Raw genomic sequence first — 16,285 nt, forward strand, 5'->3', positions numbered from 1 at the left:
TTACATCATAACGACGTCAAACTGTTCTTGAATGTATAGCGGCTCAGCTTTTATTTTAACCTGTTTGCCAATGAAGACTTCAAGTTCGGCAAGCGCATGGTACTCATCGCCGGCTAATACATCAGCCACAGCCGGTGCCATATACACCACAAAGCGATCAGCATCATATGCACGGTTTACTCGCGTAATTTCACGCAAGATCTCATAACATACACTTTCAACCGTTTTCACTGAGCCGCGCCCTTCACAAGTTGGACAAGTGCCACACAGTACATGTTCAATACTTTCTCGGGTGCGCTTGCGGGTCATTTCCACTAAGCCCAACTGAGTAAAGTCATTAATATTGGTTTTGACACGATCGAAAGAGAGTGCCTGCTCCAGGGTAGCAAGCACCCTTCGCTGATGATCTTCCGACGCCATATCGATAAAGTCGATAATGATAATGCCGCCCAGGTTACGTAAACGTAGCTGACGGGCAATCGCCTTGGTTGCTTCAATATTGGTATTGAAGATCGTTTCTTCTAAATTACGACGGCCAACAAACGCCCCCGTATTGATATCGACCGTGGTCATTGCCTCAGTCTGATCGATGATCAGATATCCACCGGATTTCATTTCGACTTTACGATCTAATGAGCGCTGAATTTCATTTTCAGTATCATAGAGATCAAAAATCGGCTGTTCACCTGAATAATAGTCAATCTTGTCACTGACTTCCGGAACAAACTCATCCGTAAACTCTTTGAGTTTTTCAAACCCAAGACGAGAATCAACCCGAATACCATCAAGCTCAGTGCCGACAAAATCACGTAAAATACGCTGTGCCAGCCCCAGCTCACCATACAGCATTGATTTAGGTTTATGTTTCGCGCGACGATCCAGTACTTTACGCCACAGATGCTTCAGGAATGCGACATCTTGTGCCAACTCTTCTGCTGTCGCTCCCTCAGCCGCTGTGCGGATAATAAATCCACCCAGATCGTCACAATGTTTCTTCACAATGCCTTTCAGGCGATCGCGCTCTTGTTCACTCTCAATACGCTGAGACACACCAACATGACCTGCACCCGGCATAAAGACCAAATAACGCGAAGGTAAGGTGATGTCGGTAGTCAGGCGAGCCCCTTTCGTGCCCAGCGGATCTTTAACCACCTGAACAACAATGTCCTGGCCCTGACGCACCAGCTCAGAAATATCCCGTACCTGGAACTGCTGCTTCTCATTTTCTGCAACACACTCGGTATGCGGAACAATATCAGAGGCATGTAAGAAAGCTGCCTTATCGAGTCCGATATCGACAAAAGCGGCTTGCATACCGGGCAATACGCGGCTCACCCGGCCTTTATAGATATTTCCGACAATGCCACGCTTGGATTCGCGTTCAATATGTACTTCCTGAAGGTTGCCCCCTTCAATCATTGCAACGCGAGTTTCACTTGGCGTCACATTAATCAGCAGCTCTGTGCTCATGGTTGCCTCAACTTATAAACCTGTAAAATTTTGGACCATGATGTCGGTTTCCATTAGCGGTAACCCCACCACAGCATAATAACTGCCATTAATACGTTCGATAAACTTGCCACCCAGCCCCTGAATACCGTAACTACCTGCTTTGTCTTGCGGTTCACCACTTTGCCAATAGTTTTTAATTTCGTTATCTGACAGTGTTTTAAACCAGACGTCAGTAATCACTAACTGAGTTTCTTCTCGTTCTGCATTCGCCAGGGTAACAGACGTCATCACTTGGTGCTGACGACCGGATAGCAACTTCAGCATGCGCTGTGCATCAGTGAAATCTTTCGGTTTCTCTAAAATAGTATCATCGACAACCACAATGGTATCGGCGCCCAGAACCGGTGTCTGGCCATCCGTTACTTCCACCCCTGCCGCCGCTTTCTCACGGGACAACCGTTGCACGTATCCCGCTGGCGTCTCACCAGACCGGTGGCACTCTTCAACATCCACAACGACACGTTCAAAGCGATAGCCAAGCTGAGTCAGCAGCTCCTTGCGCCGGGGCGAACCCGAGGCAAGGTAGAGTTGTATTGCAGGCATGACGTTCCTATCTATATGATAATTTAACGAATTGAGAACTTACGACGCATCCGTCGTAAAAATAAAAATAGCCAGGGCCACAACAGGAAGTTCAGCAGTATCGCCCATAGCTGTTGCGGATCAAACGTGATCACCGAGACCAGGTATTCGGCCCAGAACTCCACTAATTTACCCCCCAGGGTTAACAAGGCGATAAGCAGCGCTTGCTGCCATAACGACAAATTACGCAGTACCTGGAAGTTCAGCGCTATGATGTAGCACAATACCGACATCATCAAGCCGCGGATCCCTAACGTCGAACCTAGCATCAGGTCCCATAGCAGGCCTACCATCAATGCCGTACCGACATTAACCCGATGCGGCAGGGCTAACACCCAGTAACATGTTACCAATAACACCCATGACGGACGAAAGGGTTCCAGTTCACCAGGCCAGGGGGCGGCCTGTAAAATCAGTGCAACAGTGAAAGACAGCCAGATTAGTAAGCGGCCTCTTGGTCGACTACTCGCCACGAGTTAGCTCTCCTTCCAGTTGGTACTCACTAGGTGTCGGCCACACCAGCAACAAATAACGTAAACGGTCAAACTGAACCGTTGGACGGGCTTTAATCTGAGCAAAAGGACGTTTGTTATCAAACGAAAACTCGGTCACATTCGCCACCGGATACCCTTCGGGGTAGCGACCGCCCAAGCCGGAAGTAACCAGCAAGTCACCCACCTCAATGTCGGTACTGCTCGGCACGTGTTCCAATTGCACCAGATCACTTTCGCCACTGCCGGAAGCGATGACACGGATATCATTGCGAACCACCTGCACCGGAATGGCATGGGTCGGATCAATTAACAGCAATACACGGCTGTTATGCGCCCCGACATAGGAGACCTGACCGACTATGCCTTTTTCATTGATCACAGGCTGGCCTTCATAAACGCCGTCAGTCCGGCCTTTGTCGATCATTACCTGATGACTGTAAGGATCAGAGTCGACCGCCATCACCTGGGCGATCATTTTTCGCTCGTCACGCACAAAAGGCGATCCCAGCAGTTCTCTTAAACGCTGATTTTCCTGCTTTAACTGGTCAAGCAATAACACGTCGCTTTGCATCACCAGTACATCACGCTTGAGTGCTTTATTTTTTGTCAATAAACGCTGGTGTGAGCTCAACTGGCCAGATACACCATCTAACATGTCGCGAGGTAAGTTAGCAGCATATTGAAGAGGGGCGATCGCAGAGTTCAGCAAGTAGCGCACATTAACAAAGGCATCAAAGCGGCTGTCGGCCAGCATAAGGCTGGCCGACAGTAAAATGGCAAGAAACAGGCGTAATTGCAGAGAAGGGCCTCTGCCAAATATAGGTTTCATGTAACGCTATAACCTGTTTTGTCAATTGCCAGGGCTGGCATTATTCCTCGCTGAAGAGGTCGCCACCGTGCATATCAATCATTTCCAGCGCTTTACCACCACCACGCGCAACGCATGTTAGCGGATCTTCAGCTACCACTACCGGAATACCGGTTTCTTCGGTTAACAGACGGTCAAGATCACGCAATAGCGCACCACCACCGGTCAGTACCATACCACGCTCAGAAATATCTGAGGCCAGCTCTGGCGGACACTGTTCAAGTGCAACCATCACCGCCGATACAATACCGGTTAGTGGCTCTTGCAGTGCCTCTAAAATTTCGTTGGAATTCAAGGTAAAGCTACGTGGAACACCTTCAGCCAGGTTACGACCACGCACTTCAATTTCGCGTACTTCGTCGCCAGGATAAGCAGAACCAATCTCGTGCTTAATGCGCTCGGCGGTTGCTTCACCAATTAAGCTACCGTAGTTACGGCGCACATAGTTGATAACGGCTTCATCAAAGCGGTCACCACCGATACGAACAGAAGATGAGTACACCACACCATTCAATGAGATAACGGCAACTTCAGTGGTACCGCCACCGATATCGATCACCATTGAGCCCGTTGCTTCAGATACCGGCATACCGGCACCGATTGCTGCAGCCATTGGCTCATCAATCAAATACACTTCACGGGCACCGGCACCTTGCGCCGATTCACGGATCGCACGGCGCTCAACCTGAGTAGAACCACATGGAACCGCCACCAGTACACGAGGGCTAGGACGTAAAAAGCTGTTGTCGTGCACTTGCTTAATAAAGTGCTGAAGCATTTTTTCTGTCACATAGAAATCGGCAATCACCCCGTCTTTCATCGGGCGGATAGCAGCGATATTGCCAGGGGTACGGCCCAGCATTTGCTTGGCGTCGTGACCGACGGCTGCGACACTTTTTGTTGTACCTGCGCGATCCTGGCGAATGGCAACTACGGAAGGTTCATCGAGAACGATGCCCTGGCCTTTGACATAAATAAGGGTATTGGCGGTACCCAAGTCAATAGACAGGTCATTAGAAAACATGCCACGAAGTTTTTTAAACATAATCTTCGGCTAATCCTGCAAGCTTGAAATTCTTTAAATTGCGCTAAATGTACCAAGGGGCAGGGAGCGAGACAAGGTAAGCTTTGTCAAACCTGCCACAGATCGGCATTTTATTTAATTAAGCAGCTCATTCATGCCTTTTTCACCGCGATAGATGATCCGATCGTTGCCACGGTAGACACCGAAGGTAACGACAGCGGAGGGATCTTCATCGCCATTATCACGCCAGTTATATTGCAACCAAGGGCGATAATAGTCGCCAGCTGTCGGTGCATTTATATCTTCGCAATTTAATACACCACTTTCTGTTGATTGAGGTGATTTTGCCAAGCGCAGCCAGAAACGGACTTGTTCGCGGAAATACTCCGAGGGCTGCGGATCGGCGGAGAGCGAGAAATACTCGCCATCGCTAACTTTACCATCCCCTGCAAAAATAGAGTTCGAGAGGTCCGGTTTCGTCGCCCAGACCACCTGCTTGCAGTAATTGCTGCCATTAAACCGACTGGTACTGTCATCGGTATTGAGAACAAACGCTGTTACCGATGAATCCCAGTATTGTGCACGAACAGGTACATTGACCGCTTTATCGAACTGACTGTTTGCATCGTCAAGTTTCAGACGGCCATAACGGGCTGTAATATTACCCGCCAGCGAGATGGATTTTACCGGGGTTACGTCATCTGCATTACGTAACTCTAAGTCTTGGTCGGCAAAGTCTGTACAGCCTCTGGTAGCACAATCCGCAGGTGTCTTGACGACTAATCCTACCCGCACGTCATAAGGTCCATCAGGTCTGGTGGTTTTTGGCTCACTGGTAATGACATCCCGCAAAAAACCAACTGCACCCTTATCAAGCGTTAGCGTTAATGTTGCTTGCGACCAGCTTTTGGCCCACGGCGGTAATGACGGTAATACGGATTTATCCAGACGCGGGGTTAGCTCATTCTTCTTGGTGTCAGTTACACCGCCATCAATCGCCACTAAATCCAGCTCTTCCTGATAGCCCGCAGAAAAATCACCGTAATTTAACGTCGCGCCTCCCCCCGTATTCTGAGCCTCAACCTCAAAGCTCGTCTTGAACGCCTGATCCATATAAGTGAATTTATCAGGAACAGTATCCACTAACTCACTACTCTTTAAAGCAAAGTGATGGGGATAAAAACGGCCCAGAGTAGCGACGCCCTGATCCAGCGTCATTCCTAGATAGGTCGCATCGGCCTGCAGCCACAGGCTTCCTGCCTCACTCCAGGTCAGGTTACTCACGGTTAAACCATCTTGTGCCTGCTGTTGGGTAAATGACGCAGAGATTGTTCCAGCCAACACACCGTTATTCGCCGTCCCTTCATCAGGAACCGGAGAATGAGGAACATCAGGAATAGATACATTCAGCGGTGCTGACAAATTCAGTGCCTCTACAGAATAATAATTAGGCGTCGTCGGCACCTGGCACCAGGTATTCCCTGTTGTAACAACGTCGTTGTTACTGTCACCACTATTATCAGAATCAGGATTAGCTAAACTCGATGTCCAGATAATAGGTTTAAAGGTAACACTGAATGTTTCGCCAGCCGCTGCAAAGCCATTTCCTAACGAAGATGTACCGGAGAAATCTGTTTTACCGCCAGCCGATTGAATACCACACAGCGCAAAAGTATACGGACGAGAAAGTATAACCACTTTGCCTTTCAGCCCTTTCCAGCTCCCTTCATGGTCGTCACAGTCAGCACTGTTGGTCTCGCAGTCTTGCGGCTTCCATTCATCATCAGCCATCTCGAAAGATATTTCCCCAGCATCGTTGTAGGTAACGGGAAGAAGCGCTTTCCCCTGCTTAAACTGGAGGCTTTTTGCTATTGAACCGCCACCGACAAGCGTTGAACCATTAATATCCAGATTCTTACTACCGGTTGTCGGCTGAACATAGTCCAGAGAGATAATACTTAATGACTTATTTTCACCGTCGACCTTACCGTAATCTTCGATCACTTCACATTTCGCCCCCGTATCTGCCACCGCCTCGATCAATAAGGTTTCGGTTTTTCCGGCAACCATTTTGGCGGGGTCACCACCATTAACCCGAAAGCCAAAGGGTGCAAAACGATAAGGCCCGGCGTTATCACTCAAATTACCTGTCGTGCCAGCTATCGTAATGTCGCCAGCAGTCTTGCTCTGCAACCATAACTTCCGCTGCCCGCTGGGCAGAGTGGTTGTTATATCTTCCTCGCTGCATTCTTCCGCATCTTCTGTCAGTGCCCAGCAACTGTTCGTCGGATTGGCCGAGGTCACTGACACGTTCAGTGTTCCGGAATAATCTGCATCGAGAGCCCCGTTTTCTTTGCGCACGGAGAATGTCACCGGCATCCGCTCGCAGGTCAAACCAAATGCACTTTTCGGCGTGATCTTCAGGGTGTTCTTCGGTTGAGGATCAAAACACTCGCTCTTTCCGATAATATTCGCGCGATTACTTAGCTGTAGCTGGCAGGCCGTTACCGCGCCGTTCAAAGTCATCGCATTGGATAAGGCCACCGGCCCCTGTGAATAGATCCTGCCGTTAATCTGCCCTGTGGCATTGATATTGACCGCATAGTTAGTGTTAACTTGCGGCTGCCTATCTGGGTAGTTTTCAGGCAAAGGGCACGCTTTTCCCGAATTATAGGCAAAAATCGTCAAATTATCGGTCAGGTTTGAGGTGTTCACCGATCCCGGCGCACCTATATTTAGGGCATCCTGTACATGGAGAACGACATTGCCATTGATGGTGATCTGGCCGCGAATATCAGCGACATCCATCCAATATTCACCTGCAGGAAAGGTTAAATGCCCATTAGGTTCAACCGCTAAACTATATTTATAAAATGTTTTCGGTAAAGCCGTTTCACTCCCGTTTTTCACTACCTTATTTTCAATCTCATGTAATGCCTCCGATGCATCCCAGTGTAGTATTTTTTTTTGCGCCATCTTGCCATTGAGCAAACACTTCTGGCCTTGATTACTATCGGCAACCATACATTGGCCATCGAGCCACTCGTCTAAGGGATATGCCGGTGGGCTATATGCGGGGTAATCTCTAATAATCTCATTGGTAAAGCCGATCTTATGTTCACTGATATTATTTATTATTGTTGCAGTGTCAGAGGTAATTAAATTATGCGTATTACCTTTCCAGGTCTGAACCGGCCCCGGAAACAGCTCACAATAATCGGGCTCTGATGGTTCGGGTGGTTCCAAAGTTCCGCTGCAATTTGAAGTTTTTATCTTCGCTCCATTAACATTAATCTTAATGTTATTACTCAAACCTAAATGAGCGATCGACAGTGACTTAATCGGCTGTATCCATTCCTGATAAAGATCAGTACGATACATGTAAATTTTCAATGTCTTAGTGCCGGGACTATTGTGCAGCCATATGTCATAACTGCCGCCCATGACAGTCAGGTCATCTTTAATAAGGGCTGAGTCATCGTTTTTATTTGTCCATAAGGTTTTTTGCTTCCAGTTTTGTCCGTTCGCAATAATACTCTCTTCCTGAATACTGTTTTCAATCCTGAGAACAATATCAAAGCCTCCGTTGATCTGCAGACTACCGCATGACGATGCCGCATTTACCGACAGGCTGAAAAAGAATAGGATCGCGCTGAAAGCCGCCCGGCAATAATAGCTCATTACTTCAACTCCTTCGCCCATGCTTCCTGTACCCGCACCATCTGGTGCTTACCTGTGCCGCATGTTCCGGTACTTTCCAGCTTGTAATGTGTCACATTGCCCGCGGAGGTCGGGACAGTGAACGCCTCGCAGATCACGCTAGCCCGGCAGTTATGAAAGTTTTCTGTCGCAACAGGGAAATCAGCGGAAGCCGCACACAGGCTAACCGTTGAGCCGTCATCGATTGGAAAGAGCCGATTCAGCCCCCACTCGATACCACTATGGGCGGCAAACCAGGCCCGGGTTCCCAGCACTTCACGGGTAGTGGTATCACTCTGCGACCAGTTGATTTTCATCAGCCCCATCGCCATCACCGCCATCACTGTAATGACAAAGATAGAAACCATTAATGCGCTGCCTTGCTGTTTGCTACGGAACATTGATCACCTGCACATCATGGCTGTATTGGGTTTTCTCACCGTTCTGACTGAACGCCAACTGGAAGTGAACTAAGGCATTTCGGTTTAGCGAGGCGTGCTCTAGAGTGAAGCGACTTTCAGTGAATACAATATGCTCTGCTAATGGCACAGCGGTAGAAAAAGCTGTCGTACCAATGTTTCTTACCGCCCGGGTTAACTGGCTGCCAGAAATGCAAAGTTGGGCATCAATACCATAGATATAAAAACGCCCGGAAGCCGATTCACTGGCAAAGGTCGTTGGGCTATTAAAACTGATCGTCCAGGGCTGAGAGCCCGCCACTTCCTTGATCGCGGCAGAACGCGATGCTGAGGTCAAATCAGCCATCCTGACCGGGTTGATCACCAGCCTGCGGTCTGCGATCTCGGCATCTGTACCTTCCACCGAACTCGACATGACTCCCTCTAAAGTGTCTATCTCTTCAAGCGTCTGATTGGTATAGAAACCAGCATATTCAATCGGGGTGAAAGTAATACACTGATTATCACCGGAAACCGTCAGGCTGTTGGGAACGGCATGGCGGATCTCACGCGCAATACGTTCTGCGGCAAAGCGGGCCTGTGACTGCAACTGTTCCCGATCGCGATTTTGAATATAACCTTGGGCGCCGAGCTGCAAATAACTGCCTATCCCCAAAGAGATCACACTCAGCACAATCAGGGACATAATGATTTCTATCAGGGTAAAGCCTTGTGAGTATTTACTGACTGGCATTAGTAATTACTCCGGTAGGCTGAAAACTGGTAGGTGCCGTAACGCCCCGCATCAACCGTCAGGTTGATCCGCTTGTGGCGGCGATTGGCTTTGACACTGGCATCATCGGCCTGATCATCAAAGTTCGAGTCATAGAAGACATCAACGGATACCAAAAAATTCTTATATTGCTCATTGACGTCGGAGCCCAGCACATCCGCAATATTACCGCGCGGATCCGTACAGCTGCGATTATCCCCAACCCAGCAACCGATATAGTCATCAACATCATTTAACTGGGTACGATTTTCACTGCCATCCGGCCCCAGAGCCGTAGTGCAGGCAAGCGGCGTAATTAAAGGTAAGTCCGGGTGAACATCATCACAGCGAAAACGCTCACCGTTATCATCGCTGTTGTGATCAAACTTGCGCGCCAGAATTTCCGTCATAAACGCATTGGCCAATGCTGAAGCACGCGCCTGATAATGGGGGGTGGCTGATTGCTCTATTTGAGGGAATAAAAAGCTAGTCAAGGTCACCATCGCTATGCCCATGATCACGATGGCAATAATGCCTTCAATCAGGGTGAAGCCTTTACTCTTTTTTACCGACTTAATATTTACGGGCTTCATACACAATCACCTTCGTGGATAAAGCCTTCGCTGTTGATACACAAACTGGCGGTTTCCCCATTACGGGAGCGAACCGTTACTTTACAGCCTGAGGTGCAGATAGGCTCCCCCGACGCATCAACCGGGCGGCCGAGCAAGTTAAAATAGATATTGGTTACCGACAACGTACTAAACGTGACTTCTGCCTGATCACCCCGCAGCACATCGCTGAACATATCATCGTCACTCGTGCAGGATTTGGGACGACCAAAGCGGCTGTTTTCCTCATCCGAAACATTGGTGACCACCAGTCGCTGGCAGGCATTGATGGTGCCATCGGTTTGCATCGCGGTAATTTGGATTTGGCGGGCAATCGAAATAGCCTGATCGCGGGCAACATGGGCGGTAAAACTGCTTTTACCGATCAGACGACTGGTAGCGGTGACACTAATGATCCCAAGCAGAAGAATAACGATGATGAGCTCAACCAATGTAAAGCCTTGCTGGCGGTTTTGCATTGCCTACTCCATTGGTAAAACTAGAACTATTTTCTGAATACTCACGCTCAGAACATTCAGAAAATAGTGCCTAAAAAAAGGCACTATTAAGTATTTTTAGCTTTTCTCGCAGCCTGTACCGAAGATAATGGTTGTTTTCGCAGCAGAGGTGACAGCAGTTCCTGTTGCTGCGGTGTATGTCACAACACACTTGGACGCATCAGTTTCACCTTTAAAGCCATAAGTGATTGAGCCAGTCACCGTAGATACTGCAGTCCAATCATCATTCAGACCAATAACGGCAGCCCCAATACCAGTTGCTGTTGCTGTCGGATAACCGAAGCTAGTCGCAATACCATCAACATCTACAACAGTACTACTACCGTCTGATGATTCTTTACCTTCAATTGCCGCTTTACCGTAAACAATACCGGCGCCACCATTAATCGCCCCTTTCAGACCTTGCAGCGACGCACTACGTGCATCATCCTGCAGGTTTAAAAACTTAGGTGCTGCGGTTACCGCCAGAATACCCAGAATGACAATTACAACCACTAACTCAATCAGCGTAAAACCGCCTTGACGTTTCATAACTCTCTCCAAATTATTTTAAGTTCACTTCGACTCGGCCAAGGGCCGGCGTATACGTGAATGAATGGCCTGCTTCAACATCTGTTGAACCAGCGCCGTTGGTACCGGCCGAAGCCAGTTGGTAGTAACGGCAAAACTTGCTGGCGTCTGAACCATCTGCCTTGACGTAAAATAAAAAATTCCCCTTGGCTGCATCTGCCTGTGAGACGGTTGCCTGCGGCGGGTTTTGTAACAAGTTGTCAATCAGTGCCAGGCAGTCACTACCTGTCACACTGCTGACGTCACCGGTGCTGCTTGTTTCTAATGCGAACGGATAACCATCACGTACCGTGTTGTCATCTGTCGCTTTGGTTAACGCAAAGTCAGTACCATCGTAATTGACCTTATAATCACCATTGGTATCGACCGGGCGACCATACGCTTCCCACTGGGCGCGAGCAGATAAAACCGCCGTGGCATAACCACCGGCAACACCTTCAATCGAGGCTTTTTTGGCTTCATCAGTGATCTGGAGAAAACGAGGCAATGCCGCCGCCGCCAGCAGGCCGACAACGATAATCACTATAACTAATTCAACGAGGGAAAAACCCGTTTGCTTTCTCTTCATTCATCAACCTGTTCGTCAACTAATTCGTCAACCGGCCCGTCAAAAAACGGCCTTATTGCGTCAAAATACCGTTAATGTGTATTGTCTCATTTTCATAAAATAATTCCAGCCACCTGCCGTCACTTATTTGGTAAATACAGGAGTTATAAGGCGCTGACTTCAAAGTTTTTTTATCAAAAAGATCAATGTATGAAGCGGACTGACTATTGTTCGATAACAAATCCCACATTTCTTTACAGTTAACATTCCCGCCGCGAATAACTACCGGCCAACCAAGAGCCGTAAAACCAAACGTGATCCCATTGCTCTCGGCCACTTCCGGTTTATCATTGAGTTCCCATAACTGACGCAGGCTAGAGGCACTTTCATAAAAGCTCCTGACCGTCACCTTTACAATAGTTTGATCCGCTTTATCACTCACTCGAGACCATTGCATCAGCAGGGTGGTGATAAGTACCAGAATGACCGCAAACCAGATAAATCCGTTAAACCTCGCTCTTTGCAGCCGATCAAACGCCTCTTGCAACATCAAGCATGCCCCACATTGGCAAGAAAATACCCAGGGCCAAAATCAGTACCATTACCGCCACCACCAGCAGCAAGAGCGGCTCTATTCTGGCCGTCAGGGTTTTCAGATCGTAATCCACTTCCCGATCGTAAAAATCCGAGACTTCAAGCAACAGCTCGTCGACTTGACCGGTCTCTTCGCCGACAGCGATCATCTGTAAAACCAACGGGGTAAAGACCCCTGACTGAGTGGCGGTACTGGCAATGCTATTACCGCTTTCAATACCGTTTTTCATTTCAATCAGGCGGTTTTCTAAATAACGATTTCCCAGTGCTTCTGCGGCCATTTGAATGGCCTGGTTTAACGGCACACCGGCACGAAGCATCAACGAGAAAGTACGGGAAAAACGTGACATCTGGGCCCGGTTAACGATATTCCCGATAACAGGCACCTTCAGCCGCCAGCTGTCCCACTTTTCTTGCCCGGCAGGTGTATTACGCCAGATCTTCACGCCTAACCAAGACGCGATGCCCCCCCCCAGCATTAACGGCCAGTAACCGACAAAGAAATTCGATGTGCCAATTAATATTCGGGTCGGCAAAGGTAAATCGACCCCGAAACGGGCAAACATCGAGGCAAACTGCGGGATCACCTTGATGTTTAAGACCACCATTGCCAGCATAATGGCCGACAGAACAAAAATCGGATACCGCATCGCTGATTTGATCCGGCGACGGGTTTCCATCTCTTGCTCAAAATAGTTGGCGAGCTGTAACAGTGACTCATCCAGCCGACCGGTATTCTCACCGACATGGATCATCGACACGAACAGATCAGAGAACACCCTCGGATACTGTTTCATCGCGGCAGATAAAGATCGGCCATTGGTCAGCTCGGTGGTGACAGCTTCTATTGTTTGTTGCAACAACGGGTGGCCGGCACTTTGCCCCAGCCCTTTGATTGCCCGCAACAGCGGTACGCCGGCTTTGGTCAGGCTGTAGAGCTGACGGCAGAAAATCACCAGTACTTCCAGCGGAATAGTACTTTGAAATAACGATTTGAAGTCAAAGCCTGCGCCTTTCACTGAGCCCTGACGGATCTCAAGCGGGATCACTCCCTGACGCATCAGCAGATCAGCGGCGACCTCTTGACTGGCTGCCTCTATCTGCCCTTTTTTCATCTGGCCCTGATTGCCGCGGCCGCGGTAATTAAAAACTGGCATAATTCACTTCCTAGCCCAGTATGCCGTCATTAAGATCACCGTCACCCAGCAGCACCACTTCATCTAAGCTGGTTCGGCCTGCCAGTGCCAGCTCCATGGCTGACATTACCAGCGGTTTATAGCCTTCTGCTTCCCGGGCGATCTGACTGAATAACACCGCATTATTGTCACGTAAGGCATCCATCATCGGTAGATCCATTTCCAATAGTTCAAATACCCCGATCCGGCCTTTATAACCGGTAAAGTTACAGGTTTGACAACCTCGGCCACGACGGAAATCCCGATGCTGATGTTGTGGAAAACGCGCCTTAAGCCACTGCATTTTAGGCATGTCCAATTCATCGCTTTCACCGCAATCACTGCAGACACGCCTGACCAGACGCTGCGCCAGCACGGCGCGTACCGCACTGGCGACCAGATAGCCCGGCGCTTCCATATCCATCATTCGCAGCGCACTGTCAATGGCATTGTTGGTGTGCAGTGTTGACAGAACCAGGTGACCGGTTAGTGCCGAACGCAAACCAATTTCCACCGTTTCCTGATCGCGCATCTCCCCCACCAGAATAATGTCAGGATCCTGACGCAGGAAAGTACGTAATATCGAAGAGAACGTCAGGCCGATTTTGCTGTTCACCTGTACCTGATTCACCCGCGGCAATCGGTATTCCACCGGATCTTCCGCCGTTATGAGTTTTTTCCCCGGCTTATTGAGTTCACTCAGCGCCCCGTACAAAGTAGTGGTTTTACCTGAACCCGTCGGGCCGGTAACCAGGATCATGCCATGCGGGCGTTTTAGCTGGCGACGGAAACGCTGCACGATATCTGACGGCATGCCGACCTCGTCGAGGCTGAGGATCCCCGCCGACTGATCGAGCAGACGCATAACGACGGATTCACCGTACTGAACCGGCATCGTCGATACACGAACATCAACCGAATGACCTCGGACTTTGACGTTGAAGCGACCGTCTTGCGGCAAGCGTTTTTCCGATATATCCAGCCCACTCATAAGCTTAAGACGCAATACCAGCGCTGAGGCGACACTTGATTCATTCAACAGGGTTTCATGCAATACGCCATCGATACGCTGGCGGATCCGCAATACATCTTCATCAGGTTCAATGTGAATATCTGACGCTCCCACCTGAATGGCATCTTCAAACAGTGAGTTGATCAGCTTTACAACGGTAACGTCTTCGTTATCGCTGTCATCCAGGCCAAAAGAAAATACTGATTCGGTTCGGTGCTCCGCATGCAGCTGCTCGGCAAAAGAGACGATTTCTTTGGTACGCCGGTAATAGCGATCAAATGAGGCAATCAACTGTCGTTCCGGGGCAACCACCAGTTCAACCCGGTACTCACCCAATTGATCAAACAGTGCTTCCTGAGCCGCAAGATCAGCAGGATCACTCATCGCGACACGCACCGTATCACCACGCAGGCTGATCACTAAGGCACGCAAACGTCGCGCATGCACTTCAGACAATAAAGCCACTGCTTCGGTATCAACCGAGGCACGGGTCAGATCAACCAGCGGAATATCTAACTGGCGGGATAAGAATGACAGCATCTGCTGTTCAGTTAAGAACCCCATGCTGATCAGGGTATCACCGAGTTTACGCCCGACAGTCCGCTGCTGGACCAGAGCCTGCTCTAATTGTTCCTGAGCAACAATACCTTCTTCAACCAGTAGATCACCAAGACGCTTTCTTAATTTGATTTGCATGGTCTCAGCCCCCCTGAGCCGCCAGCACCGACAGACGCTGCTGGATAAATTGTTGTGATTGTTGTGAAACACGCCCCATTAACAGCGCCTGCTGATACGCATTTTGCGCTTTATCGAGACTGCTGCTGCGCTCTAACGCGATACCAAACCCCATCCACCAGCGCCCGTCATAGGGCTCGGCTTTAACCAGTTTTTGATAGCTGTCGAGTGCCAGTGAATTGTTTTTTAATTGCTGCGCTAAAGCACCGCGCATAGCCAGATAGCCACGGTGGTCTTGCTTTGGCACCCGAGTTAACACATTCAGTGCCGCCTGCTGCTGAGATTCATTAACCAGTAATTTAGCTAAAGTCAGCCGCAGATCAGGCTGCTCCCCCTCTAATGACAGGCCTTGCTGCAATACTGCAATCGCTTCTCGGGTATTGCCCCGGCCATAATAAAGGGCCGATAACTTCTGCCGGGAAGTAATCCAGTCTGGCTGGTATTTCAGTGCCGATTCGAGATAAACGATGGCTTTCTTGCTGTCGCCTTCTTTGAGCACTTTCATGGCTTTACGGTATTCAATATCAGCCAGTTGTTTGCCATTGAGTTCTACGGTTTCAATACTCAGCCCATCATTGCTTTCCAGTGATTCCGGCTCAGTTTCTGATTGTGCCTGCCGTGCTGCGGGTTCAGCTTTTTGAGCATTTACCACTTTCAGTCGAACAGGTCGAGGCTGGTCTGTTGTTGTCTCTTGCGGCTGAGGTTTCAGCGATTTTATCTCTTGTTTCGGCTCTGGCTTCGGCTTTGTCTCTGGCTTCGCTTTAACGATCACCGGTACCGGTTCAGAAACCGGCTCAACGATCTCTTTAGCTTCCGTTTTAACGACGTTGAGCGGTTCAACATCAAGCGCGGCCGCTTCTTGCTCTGATACAGAAGATGTTGCTGCTATGATCTGCTCAGAGGCTATGTCTGTCTGACTATCCGCTTTCACAACTGACGTAACTTCTGATCTGGCAGCTTGTTCGTCTGGTACCGGTTCTGAATGATTTTGCTGTCCCAGCCACCAGCCAATACCGCCGGCCAAAGCGGTAACACAGACGCCTGCTAGCGCCCATAACGGCCAGGTTGTTTTCGGAACCTGCTTTATCTTTGCCGCCACTAACGGCTCTTTGGCTGGTATTTCTGCTGTTTTGTGCTGCGCAAGCTCATTGAGCATCTTGTTAATTTCGCTCAT

At 49.2% G+C, this 16,285-nt stretch carries 16 protein-coding genes; all 16 read right to left on the minus strand.

What is annotated here, in order from left to right; genetic code table 11:
* The 16 genes from rng to L4D76_RS11385 all read right to left on the minus strand — a co-directional run bounded on the left by rng (position 1) and on the right by L4D76_RS11385 (position 16,285).
* Positions 1-1,470, minus strand: coding sequence for a ribonuclease G (rng, locus tag L4D76_RS11310; protein WP_428441004.1), 1,470 nt, complete (start codon positions 1,468-1,470; stop codon positions 1-3).
* A 12-nt stretch (positions 1,471-1,482) separates the two neighbouring features.
* Positions 1,483-2,055: a Maf family protein gene (locus tag L4D76_RS11315; protein ID WP_428441005.1), complete on the minus strand. Its 573-nt coding sequence runs from the start codon at positions 2,053-2,055 to the stop codon at positions 1,483-1,485.
* Positions 2,056-2,078: 23 nt separating this feature from the next.
* A complete protein-coding gene (gene mreD / locus L4D76_RS11320) occupies positions 2,079-2,567 on the minus strand; it encodes a rod shape-determining protein MreD (RefSeq protein WP_428441006.1) in 489 nt (162 codons plus the stop codon).
* Positions 2,557-3,417, minus strand: coding sequence for a rod shape-determining protein MreC (gene mreC / locus L4D76_RS11325; protein WP_428441007.1), 861 nt, complete (start codon positions 3,415-3,417; stop codon positions 2,557-2,559). Before mreC ends, mreD begins: the two co-directional genes overlap by 11 nt.
* A gap of 40 nt (positions 3,418-3,457) precedes the next feature.
* Positions 3,458-4,501: a rod shape-determining protein MreB gene (mreB, locus tag L4D76_RS11330; RefSeq protein WP_428441008.1), complete on the minus strand. Its 1,044-nt coding sequence runs from the start codon at positions 4,499-4,501 to the stop codon at positions 3,458-3,460.
* 114 nt (positions 4,502-4,615) lie between these two features.
* The gene (locus tag L4D76_RS11335; RefSeq protein WP_428441009.1) at positions 4,616-8,161 is read right to left on the minus strand and encodes a DUF6701 domain-containing protein; all 3,546 of its coding nucleotides are present in this window, start codon (positions 8,159-8,161) and stop codon (positions 4,616-4,618) included.
* The gene (locus L4D76_RS11340) at positions 8,161-8,580 is read right to left on the minus strand and encodes an MSHA biogenesis protein MshP (RefSeq protein ID WP_428441010.1); all 420 of its coding nucleotides are present in this window, start codon (positions 8,578-8,580) and stop codon (positions 8,161-8,163) included. The genes L4D76_RS11335 and L4D76_RS11340 overlap by 1 nt, the downstream gene beginning before the upstream one ends.
* Positions 8,570-9,331, minus strand: a complete 762-nt coding sequence (locus L4D76_RS11345; protein ID WP_428441011.1) for a PilW family protein — start codon at positions 9,329-9,331, stop codon at positions 8,570-8,572. The genes L4D76_RS11340 and L4D76_RS11345 overlap by 11 nt, the downstream gene beginning before the upstream one ends.
* Complete coding sequence (locus tag L4D76_RS11350) at positions 9,331-9,942, minus strand: prepilin-type N-terminal cleavage/methylation domain-containing protein (RefSeq protein ID WP_428441012.1); 612 nt, start codon at positions 9,940-9,942, stop codon at positions 9,331-9,333. Before L4D76_RS11350 ends, L4D76_RS11345 begins: the two co-directional genes overlap by 1 nt.
* Positions 9,939-10,439, minus strand: coding sequence for a prepilin-type N-terminal cleavage/methylation domain-containing protein (locus L4D76_RS11355; protein WP_428441013.1), 501 nt, complete (start codon positions 10,437-10,439; stop codon positions 9,939-9,941). The genes L4D76_RS11350 and L4D76_RS11355 overlap by 4 nt, the downstream gene beginning before the upstream one ends.
* Positions 10,440-10,535: 96 nt before the next feature.
* Positions 10,536-11,009, minus strand: coding sequence for a prepilin-type N-terminal cleavage/methylation domain-containing protein (locus L4D76_RS11360; protein WP_428441014.1), 474 nt, complete (start codon positions 11,007-11,009; stop codon positions 10,536-10,538).
* A 13-nt stretch (positions 11,010-11,022) separates the two neighbouring features.
* A complete protein-coding gene (locus L4D76_RS11365) occupies positions 11,023-11,616 on the minus strand; it encodes a prepilin-type N-terminal cleavage/methylation domain-containing protein (protein WP_428441015.1) in 594 nt (197 codons plus the stop codon).
* 52 nt (positions 11,617-11,668) lie between these two features.
* Complete coding sequence (locus L4D76_RS11370; RefSeq protein WP_428441016.1) at positions 11,669-12,142, minus strand: hypothetical protein; 474 nt, start codon at positions 12,140-12,142, stop codon at positions 11,669-11,671.
* Complete coding sequence (locus tag L4D76_RS11375; RefSeq protein WP_428441017.1) at positions 12,126-13,346, minus strand: type II secretion system F family protein; 1,221 nt, start codon at positions 13,344-13,346, stop codon at positions 12,126-12,128. The genes L4D76_RS11370 and L4D76_RS11375 overlap by 17 nt, the downstream gene beginning before the upstream one ends.
* 10 nt (positions 13,347-13,356) lie before the next feature.
* Entirely contained in the window at positions 13,357-15,072 is a 1,716-nt protein-coding gene (locus tag L4D76_RS11380; protein ID WP_428441018.1) for a GspE/PulE family protein, read from the minus strand.
* Positions 15,073-15,076: 4 nt separating this feature from the next.
* Complete coding sequence (locus L4D76_RS11385; RefSeq protein ID WP_428441019.1) at positions 15,077-16,285, minus strand: tetratricopeptide repeat protein; 1,209 nt, start codon at positions 16,283-16,285, stop codon at positions 15,077-15,079.

Origin of the sequence: Photobacterium sagamiensis, from assembly GCF_050337085.1 — a bacterium.
Classification (GTDB): domain Bacteria; phylum Pseudomonadota; class Gammaproteobacteria; order Enterobacterales; family Vibrionaceae; genus Photobacterium; species Photobacterium sagamiensis.